Genomic DNA, 23,626 nt, shown 5'->3' on the forward strand with positions numbered 1-23,626 from the left:
CCGTCAGCGGTTGAGGAATGAGTAGCTGCGGCCAATCTCGGTGAAGCCGCGGCAGGAATACCACTCGCGCGGCCAGTCAGTCACGTCCGCGATGAGGAAGAGCTGCGGGATCCCGGCAGCAGCGGCCAACGCCATCCGTTTCTGCGCTTTCCCCGTCCAGGTCTAGCTCCCTGGCCCGCAGGACGGTCAGGCAGGCATGGGCGGCCATGGCCAAAGTCATGTGGCGGTGCCAGCCGGGATAGCGTCGGACCTGGTAGTCGTCCAGGCCGCACTCCTGCTTCGCGGTCTGGAAGCACTCCTCAACAGCCCACCGGCTGCCTGCTATTGAGATCAGCTCGTCCAGGGTGGTGTCGGCGGGACAGTAGGCGATGTAGTACGAGATCTCGTGAGGCCGGCTGACGCTGCGGCGGGCGACAACCCAATGCCGGCGGTCCTCGCGATGCCAGGGCCTCACCTCCACTCGTGCCCAGTCGTAGATCCGCGGGCCGTGGGCCCCGGCGCCGCAGGAACGACGCTTCCACTTCTGCCGTGGCAGTCCGGTGAACAGGTCGTGGACGGGGTGATCCATCGCCCAGCGGGTGACGACGGTGTCGTGCCGGGTGGTGGCCATCACGTGAAAGACGTCCGCCTGTTCCAGCTCGGACCGCCAGCCCTTGCTATATCCATAGGCGGCATCCGCGGTCACCCACCGGAACGGGATCCTGTCTCTGATCGCCCGGCGGACCATCGCCTTGGCCATAGCCACCTTCGTCTCGAAGGCGACACTGTCGTCGACACCAGCACGCCTGCATCGTTCACGGTCGTCCGTCCACGACGTGGGCAGATACAAGCGGCGGTCGATCAGCGTGCGGCCCCGGCCCGTCGCATAGGCGAGGAACACACCGATCTGGCTGTTCTCGGTACGTCCGGCGGTGCCGGAGTACTGCCGTTGCACCCCTGCCGAGCGGATCCCCTTCTTGAGCAAGCCGGTGTCATCCACGATCAGGACAGCGTCCGGATCCCCGAGATGTTCCACGACGTACTCGCGCACGTCGTCCAGGACCTCGTCGGCGTCCCACTCGATCCGGTTCAGCAACCGGTGGATGCGGTCAGGTCCTGTGTGCCCGGCTTCCTCCGCGAGCGTCCAGCCATTCTTCCGCTCCAGCGGAGCGATCAGCCCCCGCATATACGCGAGCGCCGAATCCCGCGGCTCCTGCCGACTGAACCGGTGCACGAACCGCTCGTGCACCGCACTCAATTCCCCGGCCCACAACCTGACATCAGCAAGGTCCCCACCCATAACCAGACCAACGAAGAACCTGGCCAACAGTCACGACAAGAACCGTTGCAGCATTAGGGCCTGTCCGGTGAGTCAGGAACGGGGGCGCCCGCCCTGGCTGCCATGAGGCGCTTTAATGCCCAGGTGGTGAACTGGACGCAGATGCACGACTGCTACCGGGATGTCGATCGCGTCCCCGCCCTTCTGGAACAGGTAGAGCTCGAGGACAACGCGGCAGCATGGAAGGAGCTGGGATACCGGCTGGTCCTCGAGAACGACCTCGTCATCCCCGCCAGCTTTGCCGCCCTGCCGCGCCTGATGTGTCTTGCCTTCAGGAGCGCACCGGCGCGTCGACTGGCGGGAACGATCCTGCGACGCGCGGCAGGACACCACGGCTGCGATGATCTGCTGGCAAACTGCGTCGACGCGATCGCGGAGTTCCGCAAGCTGCTGGACCGGCACCTGCAATCGCGGCCGGTCGACTGCCTCGCGGCCTTCCTCGAATGGCTCGCGGCCATGGAGGAGTACCACTGGAGTGCCGTCCTGGGGGACTTCACGGACGACTTCTACCGCCTGGCCTGCCCCAGCTGTGCCGTGGAAGTGACGATCGCCATCGGGGACCACGGGCGCTATTCAGCGATCCGGGACTGGAACCTGGGCGACGTGGACCGTCGTGGCCTACGGCCGGCGTCTTCCGAGAAACTTTCCGGCACCGGCCGGTGGATGCATGAGACTGCCGTGACGGGCGGGAGGCACTCGCCGACGGCATCGCCCACCTCTTCGGCATGGCTCAATGCCACACTGTGCCAGCGTGTTCAACATCGCGGACGAGTACACATCCGCCAACCGCCCCGTCCTGCGGCAGGCCAGGGCGGATCGGACGTAGGCGAGAAGGGCTCAGGAGCGAAGCCAGAGACGGATCGCGGTGAAGGTGACGGTGCCGTGGAAGACGTAAGCCCCGTTTGTCGAATCGCGTGACAACGGCGCGGAAGCCCTTGAGAGTGTTGATCGTCCGCTCGACCTCGTTCCTGCTGGCATACCGGGCCCGGTCGAAGCCGGCGGGCCGCCAACCCTTGCCGCCGCGGTTCTGCCGATGGGCCTGCCGGTCGCGGGACCATCAGGGCGCCTGCGGCAAAGCTGGCCCACTCAAAGCGAGACTTCGAGCGGGCGCGGTTCAGCGGGCGCACCACGGCCTGGTCCTCGATCTCGCGCGGGTACAGTGCTGCGGGCCATCAGCCGGAAGTAGCCAGCCTCGGGAACGCGGGCGTCGGCGCGGCAGCGGGCGAGTAAGCGCAGACTCTTTCGTCGAACCTCTGCAGACGCTGAGTGCCGGGACGGCGACTGACAGGTGACGGAGAGCCGACAAGGCTGCCGCAACTGCCCTGTACCCGAGCCCTCTTCAGTCCATCGTTCGGTGGGAAATCGTCCGCAGTTCTACCCGTGGGCCGCGGCGGAGGGCGTACAGATGGTGACTGCACAGATGGTGACGATTGGCTCACGCGGTGGGCTGGAAGCCCCGTCGCGCCGCCGTCGGGGCCGTCGGAGGATCAAGGTAGGAGCCCCGGTCGAGGCGGGGCCAGGGGAGGCAATGGGATGCGGCAGGCAGGTGTGCTCGATGTTGGGTGCCACAGTGCGTTACTGACGGTAGTGCGACGGCGTCCGGGTACGGTGCTGGAGCCGGTGTTCTCCCGCAAGGTGCGACTGAGACTGCACGAGGCCCTCGATCGCAAGGGGCGGCTGGACAAGGCTGGCGTGAAGAGCGTCGAACGGGCAGTGGCCGCGGCCGTCGCCGCTGACCCGCGTCTGCGGGAGCCGGAAGTGTTCGCGTTCGCGACCTCCGTGATCCGGGACGCACCCAATCGCGATGAGATCATCGCGAGTGTGGCGCGCACCACCGGCACCCGCCTTCACGTGCTGACCGGCGAGGAGGAGGCGCGGTTGGCCTACGTGGCCGCCCGCCAGTGGGCAGGCTCGATGGCCGGGCAGCTGCTGGTACTGGATATCGGCGGCGGTACGGTAGAGATCGCTGCCGGCACCGGAAACCGGCCCCGCGTTGTCTACTCGCTGCCGCTGGGCGCCCGCAGGATCACCCGGGACTGGCTTCCCGGCGGCACCGCACCATCCCCACCCCGACTGGCTGAGGTGCGGCAACACCTCAGCCAATTCTTGGAAGCCGTCCCCGGCCTGCCGCAGGCCGAGCTGGGCGGGCGGGTGCTGGCCTGCTCCAAAACCTTCGAACAGCTCGCCCGGCTCGCCGCCGCTCAGGGCAAGACACCGCGAGCCGGACAGCAGCTCGCACTACCCCAACTGCGCACGTCAGTCTCCCTGCTGGCCGCCGCCGGACCGCCCCGCCGTTCCAAACTGCCGGGCATCTCCCCCCACCGCGCCGAACAGTCCCTGGCCGGAGCCCTAATCGCACAAGCCCTCATGGAAGCCTGCGGGGCCAAGAACGTTGAGATCTGCCCCTGGTCCACCCGAGAAGGACTGCTGATCGAATGCCTCGGCGTGCCCTCACCACAGCCGCGCACCCCCGCCTCGTCGGCTGAACCCAAGGGACGTCGAAAGTCGACACCCGGACCATCGGAGGCCAGCCATGAATGTGCATGAGTCAACGGAGGTCGAGGAGCGCCTCGCAGGGCTGCCCGATTGGACCCGTGATAGGGACGAGATCACGGGCCGAGTCCGACCGAGAGCGGCACATCGGCACCACGCTTTGATGACCTGGACGCACAACGCCGCCCCCTGCCCCGGCCGTAGCCGTGGCCAGAGACAGGGGGCGGGGTGCTCGGGGGCGAGTTCTAACCCAGCTTGAGTCCGCCCCCTCCCGAGTGTGGGGGCGGATTCGTCGTCCGGCCGCAGGTGGGTGAGGGTCCCGTGGACCGGACGACTCATCCACTCAACCAGCCCACACCCCCCTGACTCAAACCCCATGTAGGCCATCCGGCGGTACGCAGTCCGCGACGCTGGCTCGCCCCCCAGAACCGGGACCGGGCGGGGCGAGGGAAGGTTCCTGCCCCTCACCGGTGGCTACTGGACGATTCTCGACCGATTCCGCGACAGCTCCGCCACAACCATCGCGCCGCCCGGCCCGTGGGTCAGCTCGAGAGGCTCGGTGACCTGGACGAGGTACACCGGCAGGAACGCGCGCGAGGTAACCGCCATGACAGCGCTGCCATTGGGCCGGTGGGGTGACCGCCTCCAATCTGACGCTCGCACGGGGCAGACATCAGCGCATCCGGACCAGCGCTCTCGACTGGTTTGCAGGCGACGAGAAGGGGTTGTCCATGCTGGGACTGCGGCCAGCTGTGGCCGAACCTGTCGGGTCGGTCGACGGAGCTCTCACGACCCGCGATGCCGTCCATGCCGTCGAGGTGGCGCTCGGGCAGATCCTCGACGAAGGGCTGTGCCGAGCTCGCGAGGCGGATCCAGTCTTCGCGCGGGAGGTTGCCGATCGCGTATCGGCATTCGTCCGACGCGGTGGGAAGCGGCTGCGTTCGGCGTTCGCGTGGTGCGGCTGGCGGGCGGCCGGCGGAAGGGGTGATGCCGCGGCGGTAGTAAACACGGGTGCGGCTCTGGAACTGGTTCAGGCATGCGCTCTCATACACGACGACGTGATGGACGGATCGCCGATGCGCCGGGGTGCACCGGCGATGCACGTGGACCTCGCGCGTATGCACCTTGACGAACGGATGGCAGGCGCGCCCGAGACGTTCGCGTCTTCGGTCGCGGTACTCGCTGGCGACCTTGCCCTGGCCTGGGCGGACGACCTGCTGACCGAAACGGCACTTGCCTCGCCTTTCGGTGTCCGGATCCACCGGGAGTGGCAGGCTATGCGCACCGAAATGGTCGCCGGGCAGTACCGGGACATTCGGGCGCAAGCCACCGGATCGTCCGGACTCGACGAGGCGGTGAGAATCGCCACGCTCAAGAGCGCCCTGTACACGGTCGAGCGCCCGCTGGCTCTTGGCGCGTCCCTGAACGGTGCCGACGCCTCCATTCTGGAGGCGCTGCGCTCCGCTGGACGCTGTGCCGGGCTGGCCTTCCAGTTCAGCGATGACCTGCTCGGCGCTTTCGGCGACCCGGCCTTGACGGGCAAGCCCGCCGACGACGACCTGCGAACGCGCAAGCTCACCTATCTACTGGCCGTCGGCCATAGCATCGCCGATACCTCCGGCAACGAGGAGGCGGCCGACGCGCTTGCGCCGGGCAAGGCTCCTGTTCCGGACGACGCCGTATGCCGGATGCGGACAGTACTGGAGCAGACCGGTGCGCGAGCCGTCGTGGAGGCGAAGATCTCGGAGCTGGCCGCGGCGAGCCTACGGCACTTCGATCGGACCGGTGCGGAGCCTTTCGTGCGGCAGGAGTTCGCCTCACTGGTGGAGCGAGCTTCGGGTCTGCCGCCGAAGCGCACCGGGGAGGGCGTGTGAGGACAGTATCGGGGCCAACGGACCACGTCGTCGTGGTGGGCGCCGGGCTGTCCGGCCTCGCCTGCGCCCTACATCTGCTGGGCGCCCGACGCAGGGTGACGGTCATCGAACGTGACGCCGGCCCCGGCGGCCGGGCCGGCCGCGTTCGTCTCGGAGGCTACGAGGTGGACACGGGGCCCACCGTGCTGACCATGCCGCACCTGGCGGACGAAGCCTTCGCGGCCGTGGACGACAGCCTGGAGCGCCACGTAGAGCTGACAGCCTTGCACCCCGCCTACCGGGCAGATTTCGCGGACGGGTCCTCACTAGACGTACACACTGACTGCGAGGCGATGGAGGCCGAGGTCAGGCGGTTCGCCGGACCCGGCGAGGCAGCCGGATACCGCGAACTGCGGGATTGGCTGGGGCGGCTGTACCAGGCGCAGATGCGGCGCTTCATCGACACGAACTTCGACTCCCCATTCCAGCTCCTGCACCCAGACTTGGCTCACCTCGCGGCCTTGGGCGGCTTTGGGCGTCTGGACCGGCGCATCGGCCACTTCCTCGCCGACCCTCGCCTACGCCGTGTCTTCTCCTTCCAAGCCCTGTACGCGGGAGTCGCCCCGGCCAGGGCGCTCGCGGCCTACGCGGTCATCGCCTACATGGACACTGTCGCCGGCGTCTGGTTCCCCAAGGGGGGGATGCACGCCCTGCCTCGCGGGATGGCAAGCGCGGCGGCAGAGGCGGGTGTCGAGTTCCGCTGGTCGGCCGAGGTCACGGCGCTGGAACGCTCGGCGGGCCGAGTACGTGCCGTACGGCTGGCCTCGGGCGAGCGGATTCCGTGTGATGTGGTGGTGCTGTCCTGCGAGCTGCCAGCCGCGCACCAGCTGCTGGGACGCGCTCCCCGGCGCCCGGTACGTCTGCGTCGCTCACCGTCCGCTGTCATCCTGCACGCCGGAACCGACCGCACGTGGCCCGGCCTCGCGCACCACACCCTTTCGTTCGGTGCAGCCTGGGAACGCACTTTCGACGAACTAACTCGCTCGGGAAGACTAATGAGCGACCCGTCGCTGCTGATCACCCGGCCGACGACACACGATCCCGACCTAGCCCCACCCGGAAGGCATCTCCATTACGTGCTGGCGCCCTGCCCAAACACGGATGTTGGCCCCGCCGCCACCGACTGGCGAGACCTGGGACCCCGCTACCGTGACAGCCTGGTCGCCGAGCTGCAGCGACGTGGTCTGGACGGTTTCGCGGACAGCATCCAGGAGGAGCTCCTGGTGACGCCGCTTGACTGGGCGGCGCAGGGGCATGCAGCCGGCAGCCCCTTCTCGGTCTCCCACACGTTCGCCCAGACCGGCCCCTTCCGGCCGCGCAACCTGGTGCGGCATTTGGAGAACGTCGTACTGGCCGGCTGCGGCACGACTCCCGGGGTGGGGGTGCCGACAGTACTCATCAGCGGCAAGCTCGCCGCCGCACGCGTCACTGGCGGCGCCCGCAGAACACGGGCATTTCCCCGCCGCCCGGCATCGCACCGTTCAGGTGCCGCCGTAAACATGAAAGGCATCCATGACCCGTCGTGAACTGGACGCCGCCGGGATCACCGAGCCGGACCTGCGCGCCGACTACTCCCAGTGCCGACGGCTCAACGCTCGCCACGGCAAGTCGTACTTCCTGGCCACCCGTCTCCTTCCCGTGGAACGCCGGTCCGCGGTACACGCTCTGTACGGTTTCGCCCGCTGGGCGGACGACATCGTGGACGGACTCGACCAGCCACGGAATTCGACGGAGCGTGGCCGGCGGTTGCGGTCTCTGGAGAGGGACCTGGCGCGAGCACTACGGACAGGCCTGGGAGACGGCCCCGTCGTCCGGGCCGTCGCCGACACCGCCGAGCGCTACGGCATCGACCACTCGCTCTTCGCCGACTTCCTGATCTCGATGTACAGCGACCTGCACGTCACCGACTATCCGACCTACAACGATCTGCGGGCCTACATGCACGGCTCGGCGGCCGTCATCGGACTGCAGATGCTGCCCGTCCTCGGCACCGTCGTTCCTCGTGAGGAGGCAGCGCCGCATGCGGCGGCCCTCGGGGTAGCCTTCCAGCTCACCAACTTCCTGCGGGACATGGGCGAGGACCTGGACCGAGGCCGCGTGTACCTACCGGCTGACTTGCTCACCGCACACGGCGTGGACAGGACACTGCTGGAGTGGAGCCGCCGCACGGGGCGCCGTGACCCACGCATCCGGGCGGCGCTCATCGCTGCCGAGGCCATGACGAGAAGGGTCTACCAAGCAGCGGAACCGGGCATCGCCATGCTCGATCCGCGGGCCCGCCCCTGTATCCGCACCGCGTTCACGCTCTACGGCGGCATCCTTGACGCGATCGCTCACCAGGACTATGCGGTGCTCCACCACCGCGCTGTGGTGTCACTGGGACGGCGTGCGGCCACGGCCACCGCGGGAGTCGTACGCGTCGCGGGTGCGCGGTGGCGTGCACGCACGACTCCTCAGGCACCCCGAACGAACGGCGCCGGAGTCCCGACGGAAGGACCTGCGAAGTGAGCAGACGAGCGATCCGGCCCGACTGGACAACGCCCCTGCGGCGTCGCCGCCGGTCGGGCTGGGCCACGCAGACGCCGACCTGGCGGCAGGCCCGTCCGGCGCTGATCGACGGGGCCCTCAAGCGGGCGTTGGCTCGCCCGTCTGGCAATTGGTTCGTCGTTGGCGCCTCCCGGGATGTGCGTGAAGGCGGCGGTCCTTACGCCAGGACGGTAAGCGGCGTCGAGGTCGTCCTTTGGCGGTCGGACGGTGGTGAGCTGCACGCGGGGCCGGGTGTCTGCCCGCATCTCGGTGCGCCGCTGGCTGACAGCCGGGTGGTGTGCGGCGCGCTGGTGTGTCACTGGCACGGGCTGTCCCTGGACGGCGGATCGTTCGGCGGCTGGGACCCGTACCCGGTGTACGACGACGGCGTCCTGGTGTGGGTGCGGCTGGACACGGTCGGTGGTGAAGAGCCTTCGGAGCGTCCCGTGGTGCCGGTACGGCCGGCGGCGGGCAGCGGGGTGGACGCAGTGTTCACGTCGGTGGGGCGGTGCGAACCGGAGGACGTGGTCGCCAACCGCCTGGACCCGTGGCACGGTTCGTGGTTCCACCCCTACTCGTTCGTCGATCTGACGGTGACTCGGCCCCTGCTCGGTGACCAGCACGCCCAGCACGACGTCTTTGTCGTCCATGTCTCCTTCCGGGTGACTGGCCGTCTGGTGGTGCCGGTCCGGGCGGAGTTCACCGCGCCCGAACCGCGCACGGTGGTCATGCGCATCACGGAGGGAGAGGGCTCTACGTCCGTGGTGGAAACGCACGCGACGCCACTGACCGGTGAAAGTGAAGCCGTGCAGAGTACAGCGGTGATCGAAGCGATCATCGCGGCCTCGGACCGCAGGGGATTCGCTCTGGCACGGGCAGCCGCACCCGCGCTGCGCCCGCTGATGCGCAGAGCAGCCGGGCGGCTCTGGCGAGACGACCTCGCCTACGCCGAGCGGCGCTGGGCTTTGCGGCGCTCGGGCCGCTTCCCCGGATAATCTGCCTCAGCAGGGGACGGACGCGTACGGGGCTCTCGTAGCGCCCCGAGGCAGTCGGTTGGGCCGCTCACCGTCGGGGAGCGGGGCTGTGCGCTGGCCCGGCATCGGCCGGGTGGGAGCATCGCCTACACCGGGTGATCAGCGTCGTGCCCATGCCCCGAGAGCCCGCAGCACAGGTGAGCGGCCGGCCCTGGGCACCGTCCACAGTATCTGCCCCCGGACTCCCCACCTGGCGAGGAGGGCGCCGGCTGCCAGGAACCCGGTGGTGGCCGCGCGTTCCATGAGCGCAACGGGCAGGTCACAGCGGATCGCGTCGCCTGCGAGGGTTACTCGAGGGTGGGGGGTCAGCACCGGGGGCCGGCGTTGGTATGAGCCGACCGGGAAATGCGGGCAGTCGGAGCGCCACTCGTGCCGGACGTCCACGATCCGTGCGCCTCGTGTTTCGGGGTAGATCCGGCGCAGACTTTTGACGAGGTGGTCTTGCACCGCCTGCGGTGTGGTGTGGGCGGCGACGGCGTAGGCGTGTAGTTCCACCACCGAGCCGCCGGTCCGGGCAGCCCAACGGGCGGCCTCACCCTCGTAGTGATTCAGGACACTGATGTTGTCGAGCCCGTCGTAGCCGCTGGTGCCGAGGAATCCAGGGCGGTCGGCGTGGACGGGGCGGTTCAGCCAGAGCCGGGAGACGAGGAAGGGCGGGGCGGTGCGCAGCGCGGCGATGTCGTCCCGCCACACAGGGCTGCCCAGACCGGGCGACGAGGCGACAAGGCCGCGCAGAGCTCCAGAGTCGAGGGCCAGGACCGCCGCGTCGCAGAGGTGTTCATCGGTGTCGGTCAGTACCCGCACTCCCCGCTCGTCGTGCGGATGTACGCCATGCACGGGCGTGCCGGTGCGCACGTTCACCCCGAGGCGCTGGAGGTAGTCGCCGAGCGGTTCCCACAGGGCTTGCGGGAAGGGTTCGGTCGGCACGTCGAAGAGCAGGCCCTCCGCGGAGCCGAGGAAGTAGATGTGGAACATCAGCAGGAGTTCCGCGGCGGACAGTTCATGTGGGTCGGCGAAGAAGCTGCGTGAGAACACCTCGAACGCAAGATGGTGCGCGGCCTCCGGGAAGCGGACGCTTGCCAGGAAGTCGGTCGCGCTGATCATGTCGAACCGTTCGTAGACAGCGGGCACCCGGACATCGAGGAGGGGCAGTGCCGCCCTGGCGTCCATGGCGGCGAGATCGCGCCAACTGAACGTTGGGCTCAGAGCGACGAATCCGAGCGCGCTCAGGGGCGGTGTCCGAGGAACGCGGGCGAATCCGTCGGTCAGTCCCCCGCTGTGCTGCAGGGGGTAATCGGGCAGCGGTCGCAGACGGTCGAGTCCGGGGTCGGTTCTCCGCAGCAGGCCGCGTAGGTTGTAGTACTGCCGGAAGAAGGCGTGGAAGCCGCGGCTCATGGTGGCCTCGGAACCATCGGCCAGACGGGTGAGCCCGCCCGCGAGCCGGCCGCCGAGCGCATCATCGCGTTCGTAGAGGGTGACGCGGGCACCTCGTTCGGCGAGCAGGGTGGCCGCGGCGAGGCCGGCGATGCCGCCACCGACCACGGCGACGTTAGGAGCGTCATCGCGTGCGAAACGCTCACGGCCGGGAAAGGGCGTCCACCGCTCGGCCTTCCGGTCGCGGCCTCGCCGAACGGCACGGGCGCGCGCGCTCACCGGCCGCCTCCGACCGTCGAAGGGATGACGTGGTGGGTTCGTGCGAGGAAAGTGTGCACGATGCCGGTCTGCCATCCAGCGACGGGGGTCGCGCGCACCTCGGTGAATCCCACACGGTTAAGGCGGGCGGTGAAAGCGTGCGCGGTGTCGAAGTCCAGAACGCTGCGCCACAGGTGACGGTAGAGGGCGCGGTCGCCGCTGAGCGTGCCCGCCGGGATGATTACGCCGCGGCATACCGCCGTCCATAGGGCGCGGTGCGCCGACGAGCCGCTGAGGCTGTACTCGTGGACGGCTAGGCGTCCACCCGGCCGCAACAGGATGGTCCGGAGGGTTTCGAGGACTGTGTCGGGATCGGTGACGTTACGGAAGAGGTAGGCGGCGAAGACCGCGTCGCAGGGGCCCTCACCCGCCGTCGCCATGTCCTCGACTCTCAGGTGCAGGAAGCGCACGCGGGCTGGCCACGGTTTGGTAAGCGCTCGCTTCAGCATCCCCGATGAGGCGTCGACCGCGGTGATCCGGGCGCGGGGTGCGGCCCGTAGCAGGGCCCGTGTGGAGGCACCAGTGCCGCAGCCGAGGTCGAGTACGTTCAGTCCGGCTCCGTCATCGGGAAGCTTGAGGCGGCGCGCCGAGCGGAGGAGGTCGGTGCGGTAGCCGGGGTTGAGAGCGGTGAGGCTGTCGTAGGTGCCGGACGCGTGGTCGAAGGCGCGTGCCAGATCGTGGTCGCGCAGCAGTGTCATCGGTGGTTGTCTCCCATGCGTGGGTCTGGGTGGAAGCGGCGGGCCAGGAAGGGGAGTTCGATGGCGGTCCGCATCATGGGGCCGATCGGGGTGCGCAGGCCGATGCACCATTCCTCCCACGGCGAGGTGTCGCCGTCGAGGAACCGCAGCAGGCGCTGAGGTGGGACACGGCGGAACAGGCCGGTGAAGAAGTCGGGGCCGTCGATACGCCCGGTGTCCAAGGCTCGCAGCAGTACCGCATCCATGGCGAGTGCCCGCGCCCCGTGCGGAGGGGGCACGACGACGCGGCCGTCGCGCAGGCTGGCGGCCACTGCCCGGCTCTGCCGCTGGATCGCGGCGAAGGTGTAGCCGGTCGCCGGGCGGGTGGCACCGCCCGCGGTTCCGATTCGGAAGACGGCGGGCGCAATCCGGCGGGCGAAGCGCGCGTCTGTCATGGGAATGACGCCGCTCTCCGTCGACTCCACGACGAACGGGCCGAGTTCCAGAACGTTACGGGTGTAGTCGGTCAACGCCGCGTCGTACGCTGTTGCGTGTAGCGGGGTTCGGGAGAACTCCGTGTACTCGACAAGCGCCCGGTCTGGCGCCAGCGGCAGGACGTAGCCGAAGGCGAGCCCGCCTCGCGGTTGCGGCACGCGGAAGTCCATGAGGTCGGCGACCACGGGATCGAACCGGTCTGTGCCCGTGCGTACGAACCAGCCGCAGAAGTGCTGCATCAGTTGTGTGCGTGCCGGTGGCAGGGTGGGTCGGGGGCGCGAGTCGAAGACGTGGCGGGCACGAAGTGTGAGCGTCCGGCCGTCGGAGGCCGTACATCGGACCTCCGCCCCGTCGCCCGTGTTGCGGACAATGTCCGCCGTGGCGCGCACGATCCTCCCGTTGGGCGAGCGGGACACGCGGGCGTGTACCAGTCGTTCGAATGCCGCGGAGCGGAGCATGCGGTAGCGCAGCGGGGCGGGGTCCACGGTGACCTCGCTGTCGTCTTTCCCATGGATTCGCAGCATCGACCACGAGGCGTGGACCGCATCGTCGAAGTCGCCCTTGCCCAGCTCCCAGTAGCACCACGTCCGCTCAGGCGGACGCTGCGCCCCCTCCGGCGGTTCCACGACCGTGAAGGTGGCGGCGGCACTCTCCGCCAGCCGGTACGCCAGGCTGAGGCCTGCTGCTCCACCACCGACGATGACCACATCTGACATGCTTTCCGGGTAGCAGTGCGGGGTCACCGGGCGCGCCGTTCGACGCGGGGAGCCGCGTCGGGGGCGGTGCGCAGCAGCTCGGTGTCCGACTCCAGCCCTTCAGGCAGTGCTGCGGCCAGGTGGGCAGGCGCGGCGCCGATATCTTCGGTCGGCGAGCAGATAGTCCCTTGGATCATGCTGCGCCACACGAGGTGGAAGAGGCGGGCGGAGGTCTCCGACCGATCGTCCAGGAAGACCCCGGACAGGAAGGGTCGCAGGACGCGGCCGGCCACCTCGTCCGTCAGTTCCGCATCGTCCAGCGCCGCAGAGGTCGGGCGGTCGCCGCGTCGTTTGAGCCGGGCCGCAGGCCGCAGAGTTGCCGGTACTTGGGGATGACAGACTGTCATGCTCCTCTTATTTCGTCTCGTCACTGAGTGCACCGGATCGTCTACTCTTCGGCATTCTCCCCGCAGGCCGGTACCCGTACAGCGGCGCGCCGCACCGGGCTGCGATGTGAACGGGAGGGTCACCCGTGCGGCGGCCGGACCTCCCCCGCTGACTCCCTAGTCCGACGACGCCGCGCCGAATGGGACATAACCGCCACCGATTCCGCCCGCGTGGCGGACGTTCATCACTCGCAACGACCCCCGCCAGGACGGCGACCGCCTCCCGCAGCCCCGACGGACGCGGCAGCCCGGCTATGGGCTGGCCGGCCCAGCCTCGCCCCTGGGTGAGCACTGCGGCCGCCGCGCATACCGCACTGACGTCAGGGCAGACGGAGTCGAAGGCCAGGCGGCGGTTGAGGCTCCGGCAGCATCCTGGGCCGGGACGTGAGTCGGCCCCCAGCGGGGAGACTGGTGGAGGGCGCGGGCAGCTCGTGGGAATGTGCCAGGCGGGGTCTTGCGGGCGGCGATCCGGTTCAGCTTGGTGCGGGCCCGCTCGGAGACGGGCAGGAACTGCAGCTTGCCGGGGTCGCCCTGTGGCGCACGCCTCCACGGCGGTGAGCCGAGTACTGGCGGCCGGGCTGGGCCTGCCGCGCCCGGACCACCTTTCGAGCAGATGGCGGCTGTCAGGTCGTTTCTTGGTGCGCCGCACGGTTATCTGTTGTCCATGACTGAATCGCCGGAGCTCGACGACCGTGTCCCTGCTGCTGGAGCTATGCGGCAGGCGTTGAAGCGCGTACTGCCGTCCGCTTCGGGCCCGGGCAGGATCATCCAGGGTATGGACCGGCTGGAGCACGCTGCCGCCTTGGACGGCATCGTCGAGCACGTCCGCAATACGGTTCGAGCGGTTCCCCTCGGCCGTGCGAGGGACGTGCTGCACGGCCGCTGGCTGGGCCATCCCGTTCACCCGCTGATGGTGCAGGTGCCGATCGGCACCTGGTTCTCGGCGGCCGTGCTCGACCTGCTCCCGGGACAGCGCAGGGCAGCGAGCACTTTGATCGGCGTCGGGCTTGCTGCTGCCGTTCCGGCGGCCGCGGCGGGCTGGGCCGACTGGGCGGAGCTGCAGCACCGGCAGATGCGGGTAGGGCTGGTGCACGCGGCCGCGAACGCCACGGGAGTGGGGCTCTACGCGGGATCTATCACTGCTCGAGTACGGGGGCGCACCGCGCTGGGCAAGGCGCTCGGGTTCGCCGGCTTGGCGGTTGTCGGTCTCGGCGGGGCGATCGGCGGTCACCTGGCCTACCGGCAGGCTTCTGGCGCCAATCACGCCGAAGTGGTGCCGGAGTTGGTGACGCCGGGGTGGCACGACATCGGGGACGTCGCCGACTTCCCCGTCGGCAGAGCGGTCCGGCGGCACGTCGACGATGTGGCCGTCCTAGTCGTGCGCGAGAGCGGCAACCGTGTCCGCATTTTGGCCGACTCGTGCAGTCACATGGGTGGCCCCCTGTCCCAGGGCGCGATCGACGACGGCTGCGTCCGCTGCCCCTGGCACGGCAGCGTCTTCCGCCTCCAGGACGGCTGGAATGTACGCGGACCCGCGACCGCCCCTCAGCCCGCCTTCGACACCCGGATCACCGATGGCCATGTCGAGGCTCGGCTGCTCGGCACGGAAGCGGCAGGCACAGCCGACCCATCGCACGATCCGGCTTAGCGTGCTGGAAGGCAAAGCTGTGCGAGACCATCAATGCTTTTCCGCGGAGGCAGCTGTCCGTGGATCACGGCGTGCGTAAGGGGACCCCGGATGCCACAGAACCAAGTGTGCTCAGGACTCACGGAGTTTGTGCTCAATGTCGTTGCGGTCGAGGCCCTCACTTTTCGCGTACTGCGTGATCGCTTCCTGCAGGTCGCGCTCGAGGTCACGCCAAGCGCGCCATGCCGTCTCGTAGGTCGCCGTTTGCGCCTCGCTCCACGGCTCAGTTGCCGGCGGCCCAAAGCGCTCGCGCAGTTCCATGACGCGGGCGTGCGCCTCGTCCGTCGCGCGTCGCATGCCGACCAGCTCTTCCAGGGTGTCTGCCACGCCCGAACCCTAGAACGCCACAACCGGGCGCGCCTGCGCGGGCCTGGATGTGCGGAGGTGGTGGCGGTGGTCAAGCGGCGCTCTTTTTGCGGCGGTGTCCAGCCGGGGCGAGTGCGTCGATGAGCTCTTCCCGGTTCATCTTGGAGCGGCCGGCGATGGCCTGCTCGGTGGCCCGTTGGTACAGCTCCGTCTTGCTCAACTGTCGAAGCTCGCCCCTGCCTCGGCCCTGGTCGCGGGTTGTCGCCGACGCGCGGGCTGCCTTCGGCGGAGCCTTCTTGTCTGTGGTCTTCCTCTTCGCCTCGGGCTTGCGCACCGTGCGGGCAGCGGCCTTCTTCCGCGGCTCGGCCGAATCCTTCTCCCTGGAGCCCCGGGCCTGGTCAAGGCTGCCTTGCAGGAGCTCCATCAGGTCGACGACGTTGGTGGCCTGTGGCGCCTCCTCCGCTGCCGCGATCTCCTGGCCCTCGGCTTTCGCCCGCACCAGCTCCCGCACCTTCTCCTGGTAGGTGTCGCGATACCGGGCCGGATCCCACGGCGCGTCCAGGGCGTCGATCAGCTGGATCGCCATGTCCCGCTCCTTGCCTTTGCCGGCGCTGCCGGAGGGCAGGTCGGGCAGCTCCTGGCCGGGGTCTCGCACCTCGTCCGCCCAGTGCAGCGTCTGCAGCACCAGGAGCTTGTCCTCCGCACGTAGCGCGGTCAGGTACTGCTTGCCGCGCATCACGAACGTGGCGATGCCGGCCTTGTCCGACTCGGCCAGTGCCGCCCGCAGCAGCTCATAGACCTTGGTGTACTCCTTGCCGCGGGGGGCGATGTAGTACGTGCGGTCGAAGTAGACCGGCTCGACGTCGCCCAGGTCGACGAAGTCGCTGATGTCGATGGTCTGGGAGCGCCCAGGCGCGATCTCGTCCAGTTCGTCGGGCTCGACGACGACGTACTCGCCTTCGGTCACCTCGAAGCCCTTGACGATATCTTCGGCGGGTACTTCCTTGCCGGTGCGTTCGTTGACCCGCCGGTTGCGGACTCGGTCGGCACTTCCGCGCTGAAGCTGGTGGAAGTGGACCGTGTGGTCCCCGACCGCGGTGTACAGGCCGACCGGCACGCTGACCAGCCCGAAGGTGATGACACCCGTCCAGATCGCACGAGCCATGACCGCCCACTCCCATCCTTCCCGTCACCGTCGCCGCACCAGGCGCAGGGCGTAGATGCTCCTCTGAACACGCTGGCACTCCTGCATGAACAGCGCGCGCTGGGGACATGCGGGCGAAGTAGGAGCATTAGCCGGGTAGGGGGCTAGCAGTGGAGTTACGGATCCGGGTGCCGACACCTATCTGGCAGGGTTTGTCAGACATTGCACCTCCTGCCGAGCCTCCTGCGCCGCTCGTTCAGCCCGGGTCACAAAGTCAGCAGCTGCCTGGCACCGTTCTTCGGCTTCCTGCTGATCGTGCTCGGCCCGCTGGTACTCCTCGCGGGCCTGGTCGCGCAGGTCGCGTGCCTGTTGCAGCGATGCGTCAGCGTCTGCCTGTTCGGCGCGCTGCCTGCGAAGCTGCTGATCGGCCGTCGTGGCACCTTTGCGGGCCTGGGCGAGCTGTTTTTGCCTCTGGCGGCGCCGCTCGGCGAGTTCGTCCTTCGCTGGCGTCCGCGAAAGCCGCTGCGCAGTCGGCGCTCGTGCCGGCTTCTGCGGTGCGTCGGCTGGCGCGGCGGTGCCGGCCGCAAAGTCTGCCGGCGGAGTGAGGGCGCGCTCCAGTCGGCCGGCGGCCCACCGGTCCGCCGCGTCCTGATCGGCGAGCACGGCGCGCAGGGTGGATGCGACGTCCTGCTGCGCTGCATCCGACAGCCGGTGCCCGGCTTCACGAGCAGGTGCGGCAGCCTGCCGGGACAGGGCCGAGACGATACTGCTGCGCTGCTCGGACAGCTCTTTGATCCCGTCGGCATCCAGGATTCGGTATGCCTCGCGCAGCGCCCGCCCGAGTTCCAGGAACCGTCGGCTCTCTGCCGGTTGCGAGCGCAGCAGCAAGTTCGCTGCCCATGCCGCGAGCGCGGGGCGGCGGGCGGCATGGATCAGACGGGCATCCTCCACGAGCCCGTTCGCCTTGGCCTCGGCGGCAAGCTCCTCACGACGGGAGACGAAATCGGACGGCGCCGTGGCGTAGACCTTGTCCAGAAGTCCCTCTACGTCGTGCTCTCCGCTTCCCCGCGCGTTCTTACGCTGCATGATCTTCAGACTCCATCGAGCCGGGCCACGCCCAAGGGAAGGGCTCACCCCGTGCCGGGCCGTCGCTTCATCCGCGGCACCCAGAACCGCTGGCCCGGAAGTGTCCTGGCCATGCCGCTACCGGGAAATTCCAACATGGGCTTCAGACTGCTCCGACGCGGGTGCCAGCGGTGGGCCCCTTCCAGCCGGGATCGGGCCCGGCACGGAACGCTCACGGTGGTGCGGATGCGGTGACCCGTCCCAACCTGCGCACTGATTCCTGGCGCTGGTGATGCGTTGGGCGGGAGGGGAGCAAGTGTGACGGTGCGGTTGCTGTTACCCGGGCGAGTGCTGGCGGCCGATGCGAGGGGAGTCAGCTTCCGCTGGTGGACCGGCGTCGATCTTCGCCAAGCTGGAAACGAAGCTCGGAACCAGCGCGCGGATACGGGCTTCGGGGATGTCGCCTGCCAGGGCCTGGACAGCGAGTTCGGTGCCGGGTGTGGCAGCTGCGCCGAAGAGTTGACGGAGTAGATGCAGTCCTTCGGCAGCGACGGCGCCTACCCGCGAGTCCTTGCAGAGAGTGTCGAAGGATGCTGCTACCTGGCTGGCCCGGACCGTGGCCATGATCCGGTAGACGTCTCCGGCGTCTTTGGCGGACAGCCGGTGGGGTTTCCCGTTTTTGGCGTCGATGATCCGTTCGTTCAGCTTGTTTGCCTTGGCAACGAGTAGCGCGGCTCGGGCCGGCGACGTAGGCCTATGGTCTTCGATGCTGGTCAAGACGGTGGAGTAGGTCTGGCCGCGTTCGCGAAGTCGTCCACGCCCGGCACGCGCGGGCGCCCCCGACGCTCTGCAGGTCGCCGATCGGTTCCACCTGTGGCAGGGCCTCGGCCGGCCGTGGAGACCTGCGTCGCCGCCCACCGCGAAGATGCCCGCGCGGGCAGACTCGCCCGTCCCCGTCCTATCCAACAAGTCCTGCCGGAGGCCCCACTCCTCCCAGTAGAGGAATTCGGCCCCAGACGTCGTTGCACCACACATGTCCGGTGTGGTGCCAGCCGCCAACTTCCGGGGGTTGACCGCTAGAGATCTTTAATCGTGGGCGTTACTGAGATTTGAGATCCAGCTCCGAGTGGACATACCGGACGCTCGATGAAGTCCGCGATGTCACTTGCGTATCGTCGCTGGATGGAGCGGTAGCCGCGGGCCGTGTCCGACTATGCTCCTGGTCATGAGCGAGTCAACTCCCCTTCCTGACCCGTCTGCGGCCCTCGCTGAGGCGGAGTCCCTGCGCTCAGTTCTCGAGCGCAACCGGCGGACCTTCGCCTGGAAAACGTCAGGGCTCGATGAGGAGGCTTTGCGCGCGACCACGGCCGCCAGTTCGATGACGCTCGGTGGCCTCGTCAAACATGTGGCCCTGGTCGAGGCGGACTGGCTGGCCGTGAAGCTGGCCGGTCACGAGTACGGCGCCCCTTGGGACGCCGTGGACTTCGACGCCGACCCCGACTGGGAATGGCGCACCGGGGCCCTGGACTCCCCGGATGATGTCTACACAGTGTGGCGAGATGCTGTCGAGCGATCGCGCCAGCTCGTCGCTGACATCATCAAAGAGCGCGGGCTCGACGGACCGGCGTCCTTCACCTGGCCGGACGGTCGCACGCCCAGCGTCCGGGACATGCTCTTGGACATGATTGAGGAGTACGCGCGGCACACGGGCCACGCGGACCTCCTTCGCGAGACAGTGGATGGCCGCGTTGGCGAAGGTGCGCCCGAGGACTTCACCTTCTAGGAGATCCACTGGCTGAGGTTACGGCGGTTGGAAGTCGAGGCCGGTCTTGGCGAGGAGACCGTCGATGACGCCGGGTCGATACTGCATGCGTTTGAGCCGGTCTCTTCACCAGCGCCGTGAGCTGGTCGAGGCCGTGCTTGGTGAGGTTGGCCAGGGACCGTTTCAGGCGCGACCAGACGCCCTCGACCGGGTCGAACTCCCGTGCGTGCGGCGGCAGCTGGTAGGCGGTCAGCCAAAAGCGGGTGTCGATCTGCGGCATCGTGCGGCTGACGTGCGTGTCCAGATTGATGCCCCTGTGGTCTGCCAACCTCGGTGCGTCGCTGTTCCGGGCAGTGGTGAGGCGCTGATGCATCGGAAGAGTTCACGGGCCACGTAGCGTTTGAGGCAACGGATGACTTCGCGTTTGGTTTTGCCTTCGGCTGTGCGCCGCTCCAGGTAGGCCTGCGTGCGTTCGTCCCAGCGCAGGCGTGTGAGCACGATGCGGTAAAGGGCAGCGTTGGCCTGCCGGTTGCCGCCACGGTTCAGACGCCGGTGCTTGCTCTTCCCGGAAGAGTGCTCGACGGGACTGACGCCGCACAGAGCGGCGAAGGAGGCGTCGCTGTCGAGGCGATCGTGGTTCTCGCCGGCGGCGACCAGGAGGGCCGCGGCGCTGTCGGGTCCCACGCCCTGGATGTCTAGGAGCGCGGGGTTGTGGTCCTTGACCGCGGTGGTGATGCGCTTGGTGAGGACACCGACTTCGTCAGACAGCTGCTTGATGCGGACCGCAAGTAGGTGGAGTGCCTGGTGGACGGCACTGGTCTCCGGATCGAGTCGAGCACACGCGCTGAAGAACGCGACGTTGCCTAACCGCGCCAGGGATTCACGCAGTTCCGGGTCGGCGCTCACCAGGATCGCCTTGAGCTGGTTGATCGCCTGGGTGCGGGCCCTGACAGCGGAGTCCTTGACGGTCTTGGACACCCGAAGGTCCTCCACCGTCCCGCCGGTGTGCTTCGGCCTGGCGGTGGCTCGCCCTCCAAGCACAGCACGGGCAGCGGCCTTTGCGTCAACCTCGTCGCTCTTGCCCGACCGGCGGCGGGCGGCACGGTCCGGCCGGTTCACCTCGATCACTTGAACGTTCTGGGCGAGCAGGTACCGACACAGGGCCGCACCGTAGGAGCCCGTGCCTTCCACGCCCGCGTGACGTAGATCGCCGAAGGAGCGGGCCCACTCCAGCATCTCCCGATAGCCTGCTGCGGTGGCCTGGAACGGGCATGCCCCCAACCGGGCGCCCAGCTTGGTCACGACCGCAGCAACGCGCACGTCCTTGTGAGTGTCGACACCCAGGACGATCTCATAGCGCTCCGTGGGGGTCTCTTGGGTGCTTCGTGTCCGAAAGGTGCTCGTAGCTGTCATGTCTCTCCCGAGCGGACCGAGCGGCACGGCGAGCCGGGCTCGGCCCGGCAGCGCGGGCAGAGGTGGCGCTCGACGTCATCCGCGTCGCTCGGGGAAGCTTCTGGAGCGACCGCCATGGCACCGGATGCTGTCACAGACAGTAAGTGCCCCGAACCCACCTTTGGGTGAGAACGAGTTCTGCGAACCGAACCGCCGGTTCGCGATCAACAAGGCGCCGTCTTTGATCTTGCTCGGGCAAAGGACCGTTCGCGAGAGGAGATGCATAGGGTCGCCTGTCATCGACCGTCCTGCCCGCTCAGGCCGCCCGGCCCGCACATACGCGGGCCGGGCACGCTGCTTACTACGGCAAAATGACGAGCTTGCCGTGCACATGGCCAGTGCGGCTCTCGTCGAGGGCGGCGGCGGCCTGGGTGAGGGGGTAGGTGCGGGCGATCGGAACGCGCACGTGACCCTCCTCGATGTGGCGGACGACCTCGCGGTAGACCTCGGCTCCCGCCCGGCCCTCGTGGAGCTGGATTCCGGTGTCGGCGGCGTCGAACGCGACGATGGTCAGGACGCGGTCAGGGCCGCCCGCGAGTTCGATCGAGTCCGGGATCTCCCCGTGGCCGGAGGCGTCGAAGACCGCGTCGACACCGTCCGGGGCGACGGCCCACACGCGGCCAAGGAGCCCCTCGCCGTAGGTGACCGGGACGGCGCCGAGCTGGCGCAGCAGGTCGTGGTTGCGCTCGCTCGCGGTGCCGATCACCCTAGCGCCCCGGGCCACGGCCAGCTGCACGGCGAAGGTACCCACGCCACCGGAGGCCGCGTGGATCAGTATCGTCTCGCCTTCGGTGACCTTGAGCCGATCGAGGGCGGTCAGAGCAGTGCCGCCCGCCCCGGCAAGACTGCCTGCCGCCTCCCAGGAGACCGAGGCGGGCTTGGCGACCAGCGCCGCGGGGTCGGCCAGTGCGAACTGGGCGTAGGACGGGGTGAGCGAGGCGCCGAGCACCTTGTCGCCGACGGCGAAGCCGGTCACCCCCGCACCGACGGCGTCCACCACACCGGCCACGTCGGAGCCGAGACCGGCGGGAAGTTCGAGCGGGTACATCTCCTGCACCCAGCCCTGGAGGACCTTCCAGTCGAAGGGGTTGACCCCGGCCGCGCGGACGGCCAGGCGCACCTGCCCCGGCCCCGGCGCCGGAACCTCGACATCCACGAGGTTCAGCACGTCGCTGGTGCCGTACTCGGAAAACTGCACTGCAAGAGACATCTCGAATACTTTCCTGTCGTACGGGTACGCCGCTGTGGACGCGGAGTACGGGGCGCTTTATGGGCGTCAGAGACTGAAGACAAGTTCGGCCTGGTCGCGCTTCGTGGTGTGCAGGTCCCAGTAGACGGGGGAGATCTCCCCGGGCTGAGCGGTCGGGAATCCGGGGACCGCCGGCGTGCCGATCGACACGTTGATGGCGACGTGCGCGGCCTGGACGCCGGTGCCGTCCAGCTCCTTGTGCAGGTTGATCACCCAGTTGCGCAGCGCCGCGGCGGCTGCGTTGACGTTGGCGATCTGCGGCACGGGGTCCACGGAGCCGGCACCGGTGGTGAACAGCAGGGACCCCGCACCGGCCTCCCGCATGGCGGGCAGCACCGCGCGGGTGGCGGCGATGGCTCCATAGAGCTGGAAGTCCATCTCGTGCTGCACGTCGGCCGGTTCGGTCGCGGCCGGGGTGGTCATGACGGTCTTAAAGCCGCCGACCGGGGAGTACTCCAGGACGTCGATGCCGCCGAAGTGTGCGGCCGCGTCCTTGAGTGCCTGGGCGAGCGCGGCGCGGTCGAGGACGTCCGCGGGGAACGCGGCGGCGCTGATGCCCTCGGCGGCCAGCTCACCGGCCAGATCTTCGAGCGTGGCCTGGGTGCGGGCGACCAGTGCGACGTCGTAGCCGTGAGTGCCGTAGGTGCGGGCAATGGCGAGGCCGAGCTGGGGGCCGGCGCCGACGATGGCGATGGTGGGCATGAGAGAGCCTTTCACGGAAGTAGAGCCGGATAGGGCTATCCGTTTCCCTTCCGGATAGCCCTATCCGTTTCGCTGTTCACCGTAACACGGTAAACGGATAAGGCATTCCGGTTTGCTAGTCTGATCGGTATGAGCCCCCGAGATCCCCACACCGACGCCGACGTCGGCACGGCCGATTCCGCAGGCCAGTCCAAGCGCAGCGACGCAGAGCGCAACCGGGGGCGGATCATCGCCGCCGCGCGCACGGTCTTCGGGCGCGACGGGCTCAACGCGTCGATGGCCTCGGTCGCGCGGGAGGCCGGGGTGGGGATCGCCACCCTCTTCCGTCACTTCCCCCGCAAGGAAGATCTCGTCGCCGCGGTCTTCACCGACCGTATGAAGGCGTACGCACAGGCCACCACCGAGGCCCTGGCCGACCCGGACCCGTGGCACGGCTTCACCGGGTACATCCAGGACGTCTGCGCGATGCAGGCAGACGACCGCGGCTTCGCCGACGTCCTGACCATGAGCTTCCCCGGTGTCCCGGAACTGGAACAGCACCACACCCGGGCGTACGAGGGCTTCCTCGAACTCATCGGCCGCGCCAAGAACAGCGGGCACCTGCGCGAGGACTTCACCAGCCGCGATCTCGTACTGCTGCTGATGGCCAACGCCGGAGTCCTCAGCGCCACCGGCGACGCCGCCCCGGACGCCTGGCGCCGCCTGGTGGCATGGATGATCCAGTCCTTCCAGGCACCGGCCCGTGGCCCGCTGCCGGACCCGCCCGAGGACACCGCGCTGTACGAGGCCATGCGCCGCGCCAGCCAGGACATCACCACCCCGGAGACCGGAAAGCGAGGCTGAACCAGCGACCGGTGGGAAAGGGCCACCGCGGTGAGGCTGCCGTTGGATGCGGGCTCCGAGATCGATTGCTCGCAAACCCGTCGGCCTCCCCCCATGGCACCGGCGCCGGACGACCGGGCCTGATGAC

At 68.8% G+C, this 23,626-nt stretch carries 20 protein-coding genes and 1 pseudogene; 8 read left to right on the forward strand and 13 right to left on the reverse strand.

Annotation, left to right across the window (positions count from 1 at the left end; all coding sequences use genetic code 11):
* Positions 1-76: 76 nt before the first annotated feature.
* The gene (locus tag OG963_RS04370) at positions 77-1,279 is read right to left on the reverse strand and encodes an IS701 family transposase (RefSeq protein WP_371798468.1); all 1,203 of its coding nucleotides are present in this window, start codon (positions 1,277-1,279) and stop codon (positions 77-79) included.
* A gap of 876 nt (positions 1,280-2,155) precedes the next feature.
* Positions 2,156-2,351 (reverse strand): annotated as a pseudogene (locus OG963_RS04375) (IS5/IS1182 family transposase); the annotation flags it as partial.
* Positions 2,352-2,938: 587 nt separating this feature from the next.
* On the opposite strand from OG963_RS04375, the gene OG963_RS04380 reads away from it, so the two are divergent.
* From OG963_RS04380 to OG963_RS04400, 5 genes are all read left to right on the forward strand, one after another.
* Positions 2,939-3,865, forward strand: a complete 927-nt coding sequence (locus tag OG963_RS04380; protein ID WP_327420305.1) for a hypothetical protein — start codon at positions 2,939-2,941, stop codon at positions 3,863-3,865.
* A gap of 677 nt (positions 3,866-4,542) precedes the next feature.
* Positions 4,543-5,685 carry a polyprenyl synthetase family protein gene (locus OG963_RS04385; RefSeq protein ID WP_371798469.1) on the forward strand — a complete coding sequence of 381 codons (1,143 nt, stop codon included), beginning with the start codon at positions 4,543-4,545 and terminating at the stop codon, positions 5,683-5,685.
* A complete protein-coding gene (locus OG963_RS04390) occupies positions 5,682-7,250 on the forward strand; it encodes a phytoene desaturase (protein ID WP_319741486.1) in 1,569 nt (522 codons plus the stop codon). The genes OG963_RS04385 and OG963_RS04390 overlap by 4 nt, the downstream gene beginning before the upstream one ends.
* Positions 7,237-8,232 carry a phytoene/squalene synthase family protein gene (locus OG963_RS04395; protein WP_319741487.1) on the forward strand — a complete coding sequence of 332 codons (996 nt, stop codon included), beginning with the start codon at positions 7,237-7,239 and terminating at the stop codon, positions 8,230-8,232. Before OG963_RS04390 ends, OG963_RS04395 begins: the two co-directional genes overlap by 14 nt.
* The gene (locus tag OG963_RS04400) at positions 8,229-9,245 is read left to right on the forward strand and encodes a DUF5914 domain-containing protein (protein WP_319741488.1); all 1,017 of its coding nucleotides are present in this window, start codon (positions 8,229-8,231) and stop codon (positions 9,243-9,245) included. Before OG963_RS04395 ends, OG963_RS04400 begins: the two co-directional genes overlap by 4 nt.
* Before the next feature lie 138 nt (positions 9,246-9,383).
* Here OG963_RS04400 and OG963_RS04405 read toward each other — a convergent pair whose 3' ends face one another.
* Genes OG963_RS04405 through OG963_RS04420 form a run of 4 tightly spaced genes read right to left on the reverse strand, consistent with a single transcriptional unit; the run spans position 9,384 to position 13,250 of the window.
* Positions 9,384-10,937: an FAD-dependent oxidoreductase gene (locus OG963_RS04405; protein WP_371798470.1), complete on the reverse strand. Its 1,554-nt coding sequence runs from the start codon at positions 10,935-10,937 to the stop codon at positions 9,384-9,386.
* Positions 10,934-11,674, reverse strand: a complete 741-nt coding sequence (locus OG963_RS04410) for a class I SAM-dependent methyltransferase (protein ID WP_371798471.1) — start codon at positions 11,672-11,674, stop codon at positions 10,934-10,936. The genes OG963_RS04405 and OG963_RS04410 overlap by 4 nt, the downstream gene beginning before the upstream one ends.
* Positions 11,671-12,864, reverse strand: a complete 1,194-nt coding sequence (locus tag OG963_RS04415) for a lycopene cyclase family protein (protein WP_371798472.1) — start codon at positions 12,862-12,864, stop codon at positions 11,671-11,673. Before OG963_RS04415 ends, OG963_RS04410 begins: the two co-directional genes overlap by 4 nt.
* Positions 12,865-12,887: 23 nt before the next feature.
* Positions 12,888-13,250 (reverse strand): hypothetical protein, encoded by a 363-nt coding sequence (locus tag OG963_RS04420; protein WP_319741492.1) that lies wholly within the window; start codon positions 13,248-13,250, stop codon positions 12,888-12,890.
* Between the two features lie 751 nt (positions 13,251-14,001).
* Here OG963_RS04420 and OG963_RS04425 point away from each other — a divergent pair.
* The gene (locus tag OG963_RS04425) at positions 14,002-14,937 is read left to right on the forward strand and encodes a Rieske 2Fe-2S domain-containing protein (protein WP_371800262.1); all 936 of its coding nucleotides are present in this window, start codon (positions 14,002-14,004) and stop codon (positions 14,935-14,937) included.
* 111 nt (positions 14,938-15,048) lie between these two features.
* Here OG963_RS04425 and OG963_RS04430 read toward each other — a convergent pair whose 3' ends face one another.
* The 4 genes from OG963_RS04430 to OG963_RS04445 all read right to left on the reverse strand — a co-directional run bounded on the left by OG963_RS04430 (position 15,049) and on the right by OG963_RS04445 (position 18,268).
* On the reverse strand, positions 15,049-15,303 hold the full coding sequence (locus tag OG963_RS04430) for a hypothetical protein (RefSeq protein WP_319741045.1): 255 nt from the start codon (positions 15,301-15,303) through the stop codon (positions 15,049-15,051).
* Between the two features lie 70 nt (positions 15,304-15,373).
* Positions 15,374-16,447, reverse strand: coding sequence for a Ku protein (locus OG963_RS04435; protein ID WP_371798473.1), 1,074 nt, complete (start codon positions 16,445-16,447; stop codon positions 15,374-15,376).
* A 177-nt stretch (positions 16,448-16,624) separates the two neighbouring features.
* The gene (locus tag OG963_RS04440) at positions 16,625-17,512 is read right to left on the reverse strand and encodes a hypothetical protein (RefSeq protein WP_371798474.1); all 888 of its coding nucleotides are present in this window, start codon (positions 17,510-17,512) and stop codon (positions 16,625-16,627) included.
* 315 nt (positions 17,513-17,827) lie between these two features.
* Positions 17,828-18,268 carry a hypothetical protein gene (locus OG963_RS04445; protein ID WP_371798475.1) on the reverse strand — a complete coding sequence of 147 codons (441 nt, stop codon included), beginning with the start codon at positions 18,266-18,268 and terminating at the stop codon, positions 17,828-17,830.
* A 448-nt stretch (positions 18,269-18,716) separates the two neighbouring features.
* Here OG963_RS04445 and OG963_RS04450 point away from each other — a divergent pair, with 448 nt between their 5' ends.
* Positions 18,717-19,274 (forward strand): DinB family protein, encoded by a 558-nt coding sequence (locus OG963_RS04450; RefSeq protein ID WP_371798476.1) that lies wholly within the window; start codon positions 18,717-18,719, stop codon positions 19,272-19,274.
* Positions 19,275-19,502: 228 nt separating this feature from the next.
* Here the strand turns inward: OG963_RS04450 and OG963_RS04455 are convergent, their stop codons facing one another.
* The 3 genes from OG963_RS04455 to OG963_RS04465 form a co-directional block, all read right to left on the reverse strand.
* A complete protein-coding gene (locus OG963_RS04455; RefSeq protein WP_371798477.1) occupies positions 19,503-20,666 on the reverse strand; it encodes an IS110 family transposase in 1,164 nt (387 codons plus the stop codon).
* 340 nt (positions 20,667-21,006) lie between these two features.
* Positions 21,007-21,915, reverse strand: a complete 909-nt coding sequence (locus tag OG963_RS04460) for an NADP-dependent oxidoreductase (protein ID WP_371798478.1) — start codon at positions 21,913-21,915, stop codon at positions 21,007-21,009.
* Positions 21,916-21,981: 66 nt separating this feature from the next.
* Complete coding sequence (locus OG963_RS04465) at positions 21,982-22,656, reverse strand: SDR family NAD(P)-dependent oxidoreductase (protein WP_371798479.1); 675 nt, start codon at positions 22,654-22,656, stop codon at positions 21,982-21,984.
* 129 nt (positions 22,657-22,785) lie between these two features.
* Here OG963_RS04465 and OG963_RS04470 point away from each other — a divergent pair, with 129 nt between their 5' ends.
* Entirely contained in the window at positions 22,786-23,499 is a 714-nt protein-coding gene (locus OG963_RS04470; RefSeq protein ID WP_371798480.1) for a TetR/AcrR family transcriptional regulator, read from the forward strand.
* The last annotated feature ends 127 nt before the right edge of the window (positions 23,500-23,626 follow it).

This window comes from Streptomyces sp. NBC_01707 (assembly GCF_041438805.1).
Taxonomy (GTDB): Bacteria; Actinomycetota; Actinomycetes; order Streptomycetales; family Streptomycetaceae; genus Streptomyces.

Excerpts from the sequence above, each read along its gene's own strand:
- OG963_RS04420 (WP_319741492.1), bottom strand. The coding sequence starts at position 13,250 with ATGACAGTCTGTCATCCCCAAGTACCGGCAACTCTGCGGCCTGCGGCC.
- OG963_RS04395 (WP_319741487.1), top strand. The coding sequence starts at position 7,237 with ATGACCCGTCGTGAACTGGACGCCGCCGGGATCACCGAGCCGGACCTG.
- OG963_RS04425 (WP_371800262.1), top strand. The coding sequence starts at position 14,002 with ATGCGGCAGGCGTTGAAGCGCGTACTGCCGTCCGCTTCGGGCCCGGGC.
- OG963_RS04385 (WP_371798469.1), top strand. The coding sequence starts at position 4,543 with ATGCTGGGACTGCGGCCAGCTGTGGCCGAACCTGTCGGGTCGGTCGAC.
- OG963_RS04370 (WP_371798468.1), bottom strand. The coding sequence starts at position 1,279 with ATGGGTGGGGACCTTGCTGATGTCAGGTTGTGGGCCGGGGAATTGAGT.
- OG963_RS04415 (WP_371798472.1), bottom strand. The coding sequence starts at position 12,864 with ATGTCAGATGTGGTCATCGTCGGTGGTGGAGCAGCAGGCCTCAGCCTG.
- OG963_RS04465 (WP_371798479.1), bottom strand. The coding sequence starts at position 22,656 with ATGCCCACCATCGCCATCGTCGGCGCCGGCCCCCAGCTCGGCCTCGCC.
- OG963_RS04455 (WP_371798477.1), bottom strand. The coding sequence starts at position 20,666 with ATGACAGCTACGAGCACCTTTCGGACACGAAGCACCCAAGAGACCCCC.
- OG963_RS04450 (WP_371798476.1), top strand. The coding sequence starts at position 18,717 with ATGAGCGAGTCAACTCCCCTTCCTGACCCGTCTGCGGCCCTCGCTGAG.
- OG963_RS04435 (WP_371798473.1), bottom strand. The coding sequence starts at position 16,447 with ATGGCTCGTGCGATCTGGACGGGTGTCATCACCTTCGGGCTGGTCAGC.
- OG963_RS04460 (WP_371798478.1), bottom strand. The coding sequence starts at position 21,915 with ATGTCTCTTGCAGTGCAGTTTTCCGAGTACGGCACCAGCGACGTGCTG.
- OG963_RS04470 (WP_371798480.1), top strand. The coding sequence starts at position 22,786 with ATGAGCCCCCGAGATCCCCACACCGACGCCGACGTCGGCACGGCCGAT.
- OG963_RS04410 (WP_371798471.1), bottom strand. The coding sequence starts at position 11,674 with ATGACACTGCTGCGCGACCACGATCTGGCACGCGCCTTCGACCACGCG.
- OG963_RS04440 (WP_371798474.1), bottom strand. The coding sequence starts at position 17,512 with ATGCAGCGTAAGAACGCGCGGGGAAGCGGAGAGCACGACGTAGAGGGA.